The 11405-nt window shown below is 71.2% G+C and carries 11 protein-coding genes; 9 read left to right on the plus strand and 2 right to left on the minus strand.

Annotation, left to right across the window (positions count from 1 at the left end):
- The first annotated feature begins 240 nt into the window (after window positions 1-240).
- The 7 genes from AB0P17_RS12450 to serC all read left to right on the plus strand — a co-directional run bounded on the left by AB0P17_RS12450 (window position 241) and on the right by serC (window position 7497).
- The gene (locus AB0P17_RS12450) at window positions 241-2040 is read left to right on the plus strand and encodes an ATP-binding protein (protein ID WP_365810138.1); all 1800 of its coding nucleotides are present in this window, start codon (window positions 241-243) and stop codon (window positions 2038-2040) included.
- On the plus strand, window positions 2037-2531 hold the full coding sequence (locus tag AB0P17_RS12455) for a roadblock/LC7 domain-containing protein (RefSeq protein ID WP_365810140.1): 495 nt from the start codon (window positions 2037-2039) through the stop codon (window positions 2529-2531). Before AB0P17_RS12450 ends, AB0P17_RS12455 begins: the two co-directional genes overlap by 4 nt.
- Window positions 2528-2920 carry a DUF742 domain-containing protein gene (locus AB0P17_RS12460; RefSeq protein WP_365810141.1) on the plus strand — a complete coding sequence of 131 codons (393 nt, stop codon included), beginning with the start codon at window positions 2528-2530 and terminating at the stop codon, window positions 2918-2920. Before AB0P17_RS12455 ends, AB0P17_RS12460 begins: the two co-directional genes overlap by 4 nt.
- Window positions 2901-3581, plus strand: coding sequence for an ATP/GTP-binding protein (locus tag AB0P17_RS12465; RefSeq protein ID WP_365810143.1), 681 nt, complete (start codon window positions 2901-2903; stop codon window positions 3579-3581). Before AB0P17_RS12460 ends, AB0P17_RS12465 begins: the two co-directional genes overlap by 20 nt.
- A gap of 104 nt (window positions 3582-3685) precedes the next feature.
- The gene (locus AB0P17_RS12470) at window positions 3686-4891 is read left to right on the plus strand and encodes a cytochrome P450 (protein ID WP_365810207.1); all 1206 of its coding nucleotides are present in this window, start codon (window positions 3686-3688) and stop codon (window positions 4889-4891) included.
- Window positions 4892-4983: 92 nt separating this feature from the next.
- Window positions 4984-6270, plus strand: a complete 1287-nt coding sequence (locus AB0P17_RS12475; protein WP_365810145.1) for a cytochrome P450 — start codon at window positions 4984-4986, stop codon at window positions 6268-6270.
- A gap of 108 nt (window positions 6271-6378) precedes the next feature.
- Complete coding sequence (serC, locus tag AB0P17_RS12480; protein ID WP_365810147.1) at window positions 6379-7497, plus strand: phosphoserine transaminase; 1119 nt, start codon at window positions 6379-6381, stop codon at window positions 7495-7497.
- 146 nt (window positions 7498-7643) lie between these two features.
- Here the strand turns inward: serC and AB0P17_RS12485 are convergent, their stop codons facing one another.
- Complete coding sequence (locus AB0P17_RS12485) at window positions 7644-8648, minus strand: WD40 repeat domain-containing protein (RefSeq protein WP_365810149.1); 1005 nt, start codon at window positions 8646-8648, stop codon at window positions 7644-7646.
- Window positions 8649-8848: 200 nt separating this feature from the next.
- On the opposite strand from AB0P17_RS12485, the gene AB0P17_RS12490 reads away from it, so the two are divergent.
- Window positions 8849-9838, plus strand: a complete 990-nt coding sequence (locus AB0P17_RS12490; RefSeq protein WP_365810151.1) for an aldo/keto reductase — start codon at window positions 8849-8851, stop codon at window positions 9836-9838.
- Window positions 9839-10061: 223 nt separating this feature from the next.
- Here AB0P17_RS12490 and thpR read toward each other — a convergent pair whose 3' ends face one another.
- Window positions 10062-10649, minus strand: a complete 588-nt coding sequence (thpR, locus tag AB0P17_RS12495) for an RNA 2',3'-cyclic phosphodiesterase (RefSeq protein ID WP_365810209.1) — start codon at window positions 10647-10649, stop codon at window positions 10062-10064.
- A 125-nt stretch (window positions 10650-10774) separates the two neighbouring features.
- Here thpR and AB0P17_RS12500 point away from each other — a divergent pair, with 125 nt between their 5' ends.
- Window positions 10775-11368 carry a Uma2 family endonuclease gene (locus AB0P17_RS12500; protein WP_365810153.1) on the plus strand — a complete coding sequence of 198 codons (594 nt, stop codon included), beginning with the start codon at window positions 10775-10777 and terminating at the stop codon, window positions 11366-11368.
- Window positions 11369-11405: the final 37 nt, after the last annotated feature.

An 11405-nucleotide genomic window follows, 5' to 3' on the forward strand; every position in this document is an offset into this window, starting at 1 on the left:
GACAAGAGGCTCCCCTTCTGATCGTCAATTCTCATATAGTGGCCACCGTTTGAACACGTTAAGTAGTGCCCTGGATAGTTCCCTGGGTGCCCCTCTGGGTGGCGCCGCATGGGGAAGTCAGCTCAAGGGGAGAGCACGATGAAGGCAAGAACCGCACAAAACCTGCTGGAACACGCCTAAACCAGCCAGAATCCGTACTCCTCCCCCACCCCCACCGCACCGTCTCCGAGGTAGCCGAATTTGCGCCGCTCACTCCGGATCACCGCCCCGGCCCTGCTGATATCGGCTGCCGTCAGCGGCCTTCTCTGCTACTGGGCCGTATCCCCCGACGCCCCCGACGCCGTCAGAACCCCCCTCGCGTGGGGCGCCGCCGCGGCGCTCGTCGCCGCCGTCACCGCCGTCGGGCACCTCACGGCGGCCCGTGAGCAGCTCCGTGAGCGGAACGCCCTGCTCAACACGCGCATCGAACAGCTCAACGCCGATTTCGAGCAGGCCGCCAAGGATGTCCGGGGCGCCGTCGCCGACGCCCGGCGCAGCGCCGAAGCCGCCTCCCGCAGCGAGTCCAACCGCGCCGCCGCCATCTCCGCCTGCGCCAACGCCGCCGGGCGGATGCAGGCGCTCGCGACGAGCATGCTCGCGGACCTGCGCGAGATGGAGCACCACCACACCGACGAGGACGTCCTCGGCGATCTGCTCCATCTCGACCACCGCACCGCCCAGGCGGGCCGGCTCGCGGACTCCCTCGCCGTGCTCACCGGCGCCCGCTCCGGGCGGCGTTGGGCGAAGCCGATCGTGATGGAGTCCATCCTGCGCGGCGCGATGGGCCGGATCAGCGGCTACCAGCGGGTGCGGCTGCACTCGACGAGCCAGGTCGCGATCGCCGGCCACGCCGCCGAGGGCGTCATGCACACGCTCGCCGAACTCCTCGACAACGCGGCGAACTTCTCGCCGCCGACCGCCGAGGTCCACGTGTACGTGGAGGAGGTACCGGCCGGGATCGTCATCACCATCGAGGACAGCGGGCTCGTGATGAGCGATGTCCAGCTGCGCCGCGCCGAACAGGCCGTCACGACGGTGCCGTCGGACCTCAGCGGACTCTCGGGCACCCGGCTCGGGCTCTCGGTCGTCGGCCGGCTGGCGCGCAAGCACGGGCTGACGGTCTCGTTCCGGCCGTCCGCGCGAGGCGGTACGGGTGCGCTGGTGATGCTGCCTCAGGACCTGCTCACGCAGTTGCGCGCCGGGGCACCGGACCAGGCGCCCCTGCTGACGGGGCAGGCCACGGTCGCCGCGGCCCGGGCGTCGCGGAGCGCGCGCGCCACGGGGACGGCGGCCGCCGCCTCGGCGGCGGCGCCCCCGGCGAGCATGGACCTCATGGGCACGGATGTGATCGGCACGGCCCCGGCGGGCGCCGACGGCACCGACACCGGCATCACGGGCGCCGACTCGACGGGCGCGGCCCCGGCCGAGCCGCCGCGCCGCAGGACGGCGACCCCGAAGGCGGCCGCGGCGTCGACCCCGAGGGCGACCACGACCGGGGACGCGACGCCGACCACGAAGGTTGCCAGGACGGCGGGCGCGACGCCGACCACGACCGCGACCCCGGCGGCTGCCCCGGCGGCGGACGCGACGCCGCCCCCCGCCCGGCGCGTACGCAGGCCCGGCACCGGCCCCATTCCCTCCCCCGCACTCGCCCCTGACCTCGTCCCCGATCTCGTCCCTGATCTCGTCCCGCCCGCGACCCCGGCACCGGCACCGACTCCGGCACCGGCCCGCGAAGCGGCCAAGCGCCCGGCTCCCGAAGCCGACCCGGAACCGCCCATCGAGTTCGGCGAGAGCGGGCTGCCCAAGCGGCGCCGAGGCCGTACGCTCGCCGCCTCGATGCGCCGTACCGGCGAACGCGTCGCAGCCACTCCCCCCACACCCGCGTCGAGCCCGGCCGTCCAGGCGGCCCGGTTCAGCAGCTTCCGCAAGGCCGTACGGGACAACCCGCAGCACCCGGCCACGACCACTCACCCGGATCCGGAAGGCGATTCCCGATGAACGGCACCCCCACACCCACGGACGAGAAGCTCAACTGGCTGCTGGAGAACCTCCTCCTGCGCACCCCCGGCGCCCGGCACGCGCTGGTCCTGTCGCGGGACGGCCTCAAGCTCTGCCGTACGCCCGAACTCTCCATCGACCAGGCCGACCAGCTCGCCGCGATCGCCGCCGGCATCCAGAGCCTGTCCCACGGCGCGTCCATCGAGTTCGGCAACGGGCAGGGCGGCGTACGGTCCGCCATGGCCGAGTTCTACGGCGGCCTCCTGCTGATAGTGGAGGCCGGGGACGGCGCCCACCTCGCCGTCGTCGCCGGTGAGGACTCCGACATCGGCCTGGTCGGACACAACATGAGCGAACTCATCGAGCAGCTCGGCGAGTACCTCAGCTCACCCCCGCGCGCGTCGGCTTCGTCCTCCTCGTCCTCGTCCTCGTCCTCGTCCCGCTCCTCATCCCCAAGTAGCACGTCCACGGGCGCCACGGGCTCCGTATGAGCAGCCTGGGCTTCGGCGGACCGAACGGCCCCGGGCGGCGCGCCGGGCGGCACGACTCCCCCGACCGGCTGTACACCCTCACCGGAGGGCGCAGCCGCTCGGACTCGGCCACCTTCGACCTGGTGACGCTCGTGGTCGCGGAGTCCGCCCCGACCCCGGGCATGCAGTCGGAGCACCGCGCGATCCTGCGCATGTGCCAGACCCCGACGGCCGTCGTGGAGATCGCCGCCCAGCTCCACCTGCCGGGCAGCATCATCCGGATCATGCTCGCCGATCTGCTCGACACGGGCCGGATCAGCGCTCGTCATCCCCGTACGGACCGCTCGGCCGGGCGGCTACCCGATACCGACATCCTGGAGCAGGTGCTCGTTGGACTCCGCAACCTTTGAACGGCCCGCCGGCCCCTCGCCGGCCGGTCCGTCCCTCGCCAGCACCGCCGACAACGGTCTGAAGATCGTCGTCGTCGGTGGTTTCGGCGTCGGGAAGACCACCATGGTCCGTTCCGTCAGTGAGATCCGTCCCCTCAACACCGAGGAGACGATGACCCGCGCGGGCGAGGGGATCGACGAACTCGCCGACCTCGACGGGCTGCAGAAGAAGACCTCGACCACGGTCGCGTTCGACTTCGGCCGGATATCCCTCGACAAGCGGTCGGTGCTCTACCTGTTCGGCGCCCCCGGACAGGAACGGTTCTGGTTCCTGTGGGACCGGCTCTTCTCCGGAACGCTCGGCGCGGTGGTCCTCGTCGACACCCGCAGGCTCGCCGACTCCTGGTACGCGATCGACCGGCTGGAGCACTACGGCACGCCGTTCATCGTGGCGTGCAACGACTTCGGCGGGCCGCTCCACACGGAGGAGCAGATCAGGGAGGCGCTGGACATCGCGCCGGACGTGCCGATGGTGGAGTGCGACGCGCGGGACCGTTCGTCCAGCAAGTACGTGCTGATCACGCTCGTGGAGCACCTGCACACCCTGTCCGCCATGGCCGCGAAGCACGCGGCCGACACAAGGCCCCCACGGGGCTCGGAAGGCGCAGAGGACACACGGTGAGCACGCCCGACGACTACAGGAACGGACTCGGGAACGCCCCCGGGAACGGACCCGGCAGCGGCCCCGGAGGCGGATTCGGGGCCGGCGGGGCGGGGAACGGCGCCGTGCCGCTCAGCGGCGTCCGCCTCCAGAGCGACCCCACGGGCCTCTACCGGGAGCTGCGGCGCGACCACGGCGCCGTGGCCCCCGTGCTCCTCGACGGCGGTCTCCCGGCCTGGCTGGTGCTCGGCTACCGCGAGCTCCACCAGGTCACCGGCGACCCCACGCTCTTCAGCCGGGACTCCGGCCTCTGGAACCAGTGGGACAACGTCCCCGACGACTGGCCGATGGCACCGATGATCGGCCGCGACCAGCCGTCCGTGCTCTACACCGTCGGTGAACAGCACCGCGAGCGGGCCGGGACGATCAGCGAAGCACTGGAGGCGGTCGACCCGTTCGCACTCAAGCGGTACGCCGAGGAGTTCGCCGACGAACTGGTCGACGGCTTCTGCGCGGAGGGCCGTACGGAGATCATCTCCCGGTACGCGAAGCTCCTCCCGGTCCGGGTCCTCGCCAGGATCTACGGCTTCCCCGACGAACAGGGCCCCGGCGTGGTCAAGGCCCTCAACGACCTGACCGACGGCAACGCGGGCGCGCTGGCGGGCCGGCACTTCCTCGCGGAGGCGGTGGCCGCGCTGCTGCGGGAGAAGCATGCCGTGGGAGGCCAGGACGTCGTCTCCCGGATGCTCCGCAACCCGCACGGCTTCACCGACGAGGAGATCGCCGAGGACCTGATGGTGATGATGGTGGCGGGCCACCAGCCCACCGCCGACTGGATCGGCAACTCGCTGCGGCTGATGCTCACCGACGACCGGTTCGCCGCCTCGCTCTCCGGCGGCCGGCACAGCGTCGCCGAGGCCATGAACGAGGTCCTGTGGGAGGACACCCCGACCCAGAACGTCGCGGGCCGCTGGGCCACCCGCGACACCACCCTCGGCACCCGCAGGATCAAGGCGGGCGACATGATGCTCCTGGGGATCGCGGGCGCCAACTACGACCCCCAGATCCGTATGGACAGCTCCGCGCTCACCGGTGGCAACAACGCCTTCTTCTCCTTCGGACACGGCGAGCACCGCTGCCCGTTCCCGGCCCAGGAGATCGCGGAGATCGTGGCCCGCGCGGGGATCGAGGTGCTGCTCGACCGTCTCCCCGACCTGGACCTCGCCGTCCCCACCGAGGCGCTGACCTGGCGCCGGTCGCCCTGGCAGCGAGGGCTGGCGGAGCTGCCGGTGTCCTTCACCCCCGCCCCGGCGTACGGGGCCGCGTACTGAACTCGCGTACTGAATTCGCGTACTGACCCGCGTACCGACTCGCGTCCTGGCACCTTCCGCTGACGGAACCGCACTGCTCACGGAGGCACACCATGAACTGTCCTCACGCGCAACAGCCCGGTCCCTCCCCCGACGCCCCTGCCGAACCTGTCGTCCTCGATCCGCTCGTCACCGACCTCGACGCCGAGAGCGCCGCGCTCCGGGCGGCCGGCCCGCTGGCACGCGTCGTGCTGCCGGGCGGGGTGGCCTGTTACGCGGTGACGCACCACGCCGAGGCGCGGCGGCTCCTCACCGATGCCCGGCTGGTCAAGGACATCGGCGTCTGGGGCGCGTGGCAGCGCGGGGAGATCCCGTCGGACTGGGCGCTGATCGGGCTCGCCAACCCCGGCCGTTCCCTGCTGACCGTGGACGGCGCGGACCACCGCCGCCTGCGGGCGCTGGTCGCGCAGGCGCTGACGGTGCGCAGGGTGGAGCGGCTGCGCGGCCGTATCGAGGAGCTGACGTCCGCCCTGCTGGACACCCTCGCCGAACGCCGGCAAGAGCCGGCCGTCGACCTGAAGGCGGAGTTCGCGTACCGCCTGCCCATGAACGTCATCAGCGACTTGATGGGGGTCGACCCGGCGGACCATCCCCGGCTGAAGGAGCTGTACGAGAAGTTCTTCTCCACGCAGACACCGCCGGAGGAGGTCCCGCGCATGATGGCGGACCTCGGGGAGCTGTTCACCCGGGTGGTCGAGGCGAAGCGCGCGGCGCCGGGCGACGACCTGACGAGCGCGCTGATCGCCGCGTCGGAGGACGGCGACCGGCTCACGGCGGACGAGATCCTCAACACCCTGATGGTGATGGTCGCGGCGGGCCACGAGACGACGATCAGCCTGATCGTCAACGCCGTGGTCGCCCTGGAGACCCACCCCGAACAGCGCGCGCTCGTGCTGGCCGGCACCATCCCGTGGGAGAACGTGATCGAGGAGACCCTCCGCTGGTCCTCCCCCACCTCGCACGTCCTCTTCCGGTACGCGACGGAGGACATCGCCGTCGGTGCCGCCGTCCTCCCTGCGGGTGAAGCCCTGGTCGTGTCCTTCGGGGCGATCGGCCGCGACGAGCGGCAGCACGGCCCGACGGCCGGCGCCTTCGACGCGACCCGCACCCCGAACCGCCACATCGCCTTCGGCCACGGCCCGCATGTCTGCCCGGGCGCGGCGCTCTCCCGGCTGGAGGCGGCCGTGGCCCTGCCGGCGCTGTACGCCCGCTTCCCCGGCCTGGGCCTGGCCGTACCGGCGGCGGACCTGCGCAACAAGCCCGTGGTCACCCAGAACGACCTGTTCGACCTCCCCGTACACCTGACGGGAGTACGGGCGGAGGTGCGGGCGGGGCCGTGACCGTAGCCGTGGCGGCGGGCCGGCGGGCGCGACAGGGGGTGTGAGCGGCGGTGTCTCACCCGACGGACACGTTTCCGTCCCGTTTGGGGAACGGCTAGGCTCCGGCCCGTGGCCGATATCCAGATTCCCGCTGACATCAAGCCCGCCGACGGCCGTTTCGGCGCAGGCCCCTCCAAGGTGCGGACGGAGGCGGTGGACGCCCTGGCCGCCACCGGCACCTCTCTCCTCGGCACGTCCCACCGCCAGGCCCCGGTGAAGAACCTGGTCGGCTCCGTACGCTCCGGAGTGAGCAGCCTCTTCTCGCTGCCCGAGGGGTACGAGGTGATCCTGGGCAACGGCGGCTCCACCGCCTTCTGGGACGTCGCGACACACGGGCTGATCGACAACAAGTCGCAGCACCTCTCCTTCGGTGAGTTCTCCTCCAAGTTCGCCAAGGCGGCCAAGCTCGCGCCGTGGCTGGCCGATCCGACCGTCATCTCCACCGACCCCGGCTCGCACCCGGACCCGGTGGCCGAGGCGGGTGTCGATGCCTACGCCTTCACCCACAACGAGACCTCCACGGGTGTCGCGGCCCCCCTCAAGCGGGTCGCGGGCGCCGACGAGGGCTCGCTGGTCCTGGTCGACGCGACCTCCGGCGCGGGCGGGCTGCCGGTGGACATCACCGAGACGGACGTCTACTACTTCGCCCCGCAGAAGTCCTTCGCCGCCGACGGCGGCCTGTGGATCGCCGTCTTCTCGCCTGCCGCCCTGGAGCGCGCCGCCCGTATCCACGGCTCGGGCCGCCACGTCCCGGAGTTCTTCTCGCTGCCGACGGCGATCGACAACTCGCTGAAGAACCAGACGTACAACACCCCGGCGCTGGCCACACTCTTCCTGCTCAACGAGCAGCTCACCTGGCTCAACTCCCAGGGCGGCCTGGACTGGGCGGTCGGCCGCACGGCCACCTCCGCCCGGAACCTGTACGGCTGGGCCGAGGCGTCGAAGTACGCGACCCCGTTCGTGGTCGACCCGGCGAAGCGTTCGCAGGTCATCGGCACGATCGACTTCGCGGACGAGATCGACGCGGCCGCGGTGGCGAAGGCGCTGCGCGCCAACGGCATCGTCGACACCGAGCCGTACCGCAAGCTCGGCCGCAACCAGCTCCGCGTGGCGATGTTCCCGGCGATCGACCCGGCGGACGTCGAGGCGCTGACGACGTGCATCGACTACGTCATCGAGCGTCTCTGACGCTTCTGACGTCTCTCCGGACGCCTTCGCCGCTCCCGCGGCTCTCGTGGTTCGGACGGGCCCCGGCGCTGTGCGCGCCGGGGCCCGCCGCTCACGTCGACGTCGACGGCGAAAACGAAGGACGCCGCCGAGCGGCGCCCCTGACCTCAGCCCTTGCGGCGCAGCCGCTTGTAGCCGAGGTACAGAACCGCCCCCGCGCCGAGGACGATCGCCCCGAACGTGGCGTTCCCCGTCTTCTCACCCCCGGCGGCGGCACCACCCGTATCGCCGTCGCTGCCGGACGTACCGCCCCCGGATCCCGAACCCGACCCCGACCCCTTGTTCAGGTCCACCCGTACGACCTCGCTCACGCTCCCCTCGGAGCCGAACATCAGCGCGCTGCCGTCCGTCGTGTACGTCACCGACTCCGACTGCTGCTGGATCGGCGCCCGCACCCGGTGGTCCGCGCCGAGCCGCCCGTTCTTCCAGGCGTAGGCACGGGCGCTGAAGTACGAACGGAGCGTCAGCTCCTCGCCGTCCGGCGCGAACGCCCCGTCCGTCACCCACGGCACCTCGCCGATCCGCCGGAAGGTGTTCGTACCGGACGGACTCAGCTCGGCGGGGCCCTCGTACAGCCCGCCGCCGTCCTCGTTCTTCGACGCGATGTAGACCCGGCCGGTCTTCGGATGGACCATCATCGCCTCGGCGTCGCGCGGCCCGTCGGCGTACTTGACGGTGAACTGCGTGGCCCGGACCGTCGCGTCCTTGAGCTGCTCGGGCTCCGGGAACCGGTAGATCCAGACGTGGTCCCAGGTGCCGTTGAGGTTGTCGCCGATGTCCCCGACGTAGACGTTCCCGTCCGACCCGATGGAAATGGCCTCCACGTCCCGGGGCTTGCCGACGCCTTGCATCGTGATCGTCGCGACGGTCTCGCCGGTACGGGAATCCACGGCGTAGACCTGTGGCCCGTAACCGCTGTCGTTGTGCGTCCAGTACACGCCGGGGTGACGGCGGCTGGCGGCCAGCCCGCTGGACTCGGTGATCCGCTCGTCCTTGATCGTGAAGCTCCGGTCGGGCTTCCCGTCGTCGGCCGCGGCGTCCGTGGCCGTCCCGAACACGGACGCGGACGCGAACACGGACGCGCCCAGCAGTACGGCGGCGGCACCGCCCACGGCGGAAGGGCGGGCGACGGCCCCCGGAAGGCGGCCGGGACCACGCGAAGGAAGACGCATCCCCCCAGCCTGCCATCCCGCGTGGCGGACCGGGCCACAGGTCCGGCGCCTTCCACACCACCCCACCGCGTCAACAGGGCGATTCACGCCAAGCATCCGGGCTTGCTTCGAGTGCGCTCGAACGCGTTGGCTGTGGAGCCATGGAGTACACGCAGCTCGGACGCACCGGACTCAAGGTCAGCCGACTCGTCCTCGGGACGATGAACTTCGGACCCCTCACCAACGAGGCCGACAGTCACACCATCATGGACGCCGCGCTCGACGCGGGCATCAATTTCTTCGACACCGCCAATGTCTACGGCTGGGGCGAGAACAAGGGCCGCACCGAGGAGATCCTCGGCACCTGGTTCGCCAAGGGCGGCGACCGCCGCGACAAGGTCGTGCTCGCCACCAAGGTCTACGGGAACATGGCCGGCGACGGCGACCCCTGGCCCAACCACGACAAGCTCTCCGCCCTCAACATCCGCCGCGCGGTCGACGCCAGCCTCAAGCGGCTCCAGACCGACCACATCGATCTCTACCAGTTCCACCACATCGACCGCTCCACTCCGGTCGAGGAGATCTGGCAGGCCATCGACACCCTGATCCAGCAGGGCAAGATCCTCTACGCGGGCTCGTCCAACTTCCCCGGCTGGAAGATCGCCCAGACCAACGAGACCGCGCGCCGCCTCGGCTCGTACGGCCTGGTCAGCGAGCAGTGCCTCTACAACCTGGCCGAGCGCCGGGCCGAGATGGAGGTCATCCCGGCCGCGCAGGAGTACGGCCTCGGCGTCATCCCGTGGTCGCCGCTGGGCGGCGGCCTGCTGGGCGGCGTGATCAAGAAGGAGGTGCAGGGCGGACGGCGCGCTTCCGGCCGCTCCGCCGACGCGCTCGCCGACACCGCCACCCGCGCGCGGATCCAGTCGTACGAGGACCTGCTCGACAAGCACGGGATCGACCCGGGCGAGGCGGCGCTGGCCTGGCTGCTCACCCGGCCGGGCGTGACGGGCCCGATCGTCGGCCCGCGCACGCTCGACCAGCTCGAATCGGCCGTACGGGCCGTCGGCGTCACGCTGTCCGAGGAGGTCCTGTCCTCGCTGGACGAGATCTTCCCCGGCCCGGGGCCGTCGCCGGAGGCCTTCGCCTGGTAACGACCGGAGCGCCTCGGCCACAGACCATGACGAGGACGGTGCGGTAGCAGAGGTGGCGGGTCTCGGTCGGTCGGGCCCTGTCGAGCAGGGCCTAACCGACCGCGGCCGCCACCGCGATGATCGCGAACATCAGCACAAGCACGGCGGCCATGACGCGGTTACGGGTTTTCGGGTCCACACGTCGAGGTTAACGGGCAGGTCCGACACTCCCGCCGCCCGGGTGTCACCGTCCGCCCCGTCCGCCCCGTCCCAGCGGACAGCGCAGGACCGCCTCGTACCGCGGCTGCTCCCCCGCCACCCCCGAGACCGGCAGCCGGCTCCGCACGAGAACCAGCTCCGACACCTCCCACGACCTGCCTTCGAAGCCGCTCAGCGCCTCGACGTACGGCCGGAGGTCCACACCGTCGCCCCTGCGGCCGCGCGCGAGCGTGAGGTGCGCCCGGTAGGCGCGGTGCTCCTCCATCGGCACCCCCGCCCGGCGCGCGGCGGCACCGGCGCGTTCCGCGAGGAGCCGCAGCTCGTCGAGGCCCCCGGCGGCACCGGCCCACAGCGTACGGTCGCCGAAGTGCCCGCCGCCGTGGAGCCGGATCCGGAACGGCTCGGTCCGGTACGCCGCCCGCTCCAGGCGCCCAGTCAGCTCGGGCAGCAGCGCCTCGTCCACGTCGCCCAGGAAGGCGAGCGTGAAGTGCCGCCCCTCCTGCCCGGTCCACCGCAGCCCGTCGGCCCCGGGCAGATCGCGCAGGTACCGTACGGCATCGGCCAGTTCGACGGCGGCAGCGGCGGGCGGCAGAACGGCGGCGAACAGTCTCATGCTCATGAGGGCGAGTGTTCCAGCCATAAGCTGTCATATGACAGACAAGGCGTTACCCGGTCACCGTGCGTATCGTTGTACCGCGCGGCTGCCGCATCCACGCGGGAGCGGGGAGGAGCGCCAGGATGACCGTCGTGGACATCGACAGGATCGACATGGCCGACGAGAGCAATGAGCAGACTCTGGACGCGATGTTCGAGATGCTCGAAAACATGCCCGTCCCCGAGGGATACAAGGTCGAGATCGTCGGGGGAAGCATTTTCATGTCGCCGCAACGGGACACCCACTGGGAGATCATCCGCCGCATCGTACGGGCGCTGGAGGATGAATTCGGCAGGGAGGTGAAGGTGAAGTCGGACGTACGGATCGACTTCCCTGGACACCTCAACGGATTCTGCCCCGATGTCGCCAAGGTGGCCGACAGCGCCTCTCGGAACGCTCACGGACAGTGGAACCCCGAAGATGTGGAGTTCATTGCCGAAGTGATCTCCAAGAGCACCGCCGCCAACGACTACGGCCCGAAGAAGGCCGCCTACGCCGCCGCCGGTGTCCCCGTCTATCTGATCGCCGACCCCTACACCGGCAGGTGTCGCGTCTTCACACATCCGAAGAGCGACGAATACACCACGGAACTGACCGTCACGTTCGGCGACGAAATCAACCTCACCGCCACCGAGTTGGGCTTGGTCCTGAAGACCGACAAGTTCCCCCGCGACTGACAGGAACGGCGGCCCCGGCCGGCGCCCGCCGGCCCGG

The organism is Streptomyces sp. NPDC088124 (assembly GCF_040685895.1).
GTDB lineage: Bacteria > Actinomycetota > Actinomycetes > Streptomycetales > Streptomycetaceae > Streptomyces.

What these genes read in the sequence shown, in the direction of transcription:
- AB0P17_RS12500 (WP_365810153.1), top strand. Translation starts at nt 10,775, where the DNA reads ATGACCGTCGTGGACATCGACAGGATCGACATGGCCGACGAGAGCAAT.
- AB0P17_RS12475 (WP_365810145.1), top strand. Translation starts at nt 4,984, where the DNA reads ATGAACTGTCCTCACGCGCAACAGCCCGGTCCCTCCCCCGACGCCCCT.
- AB0P17_RS12460 (WP_365810141.1), top strand. Translation starts at nt 2,528, where the DNA reads ATGAGCAGCCTGGGCTTCGGCGGACCGAACGGCCCCGGGCGGCGCGCC.
- AB0P17_RS12455 (WP_365810140.1), top strand. Translation starts at nt 2,037, where the DNA reads ATGAACGGCACCCCCACACCCACGGACGAGAAGCTCAACTGGCTGCTG.
- thpR (WP_365810209.1), bottom strand. Translation starts at nt 10,649, where the DNA reads ATGAGACTGTTCGCCGCCGTTCTGCCGCCCGCCGCTGCCGCCGTCGAA.
- AB0P17_RS12490 (WP_365810151.1), top strand. Translation starts at nt 8,849, where the DNA reads ATGGAGTACACGCAGCTCGGACGCACCGGACTCAAGGTCAGCCGACTC.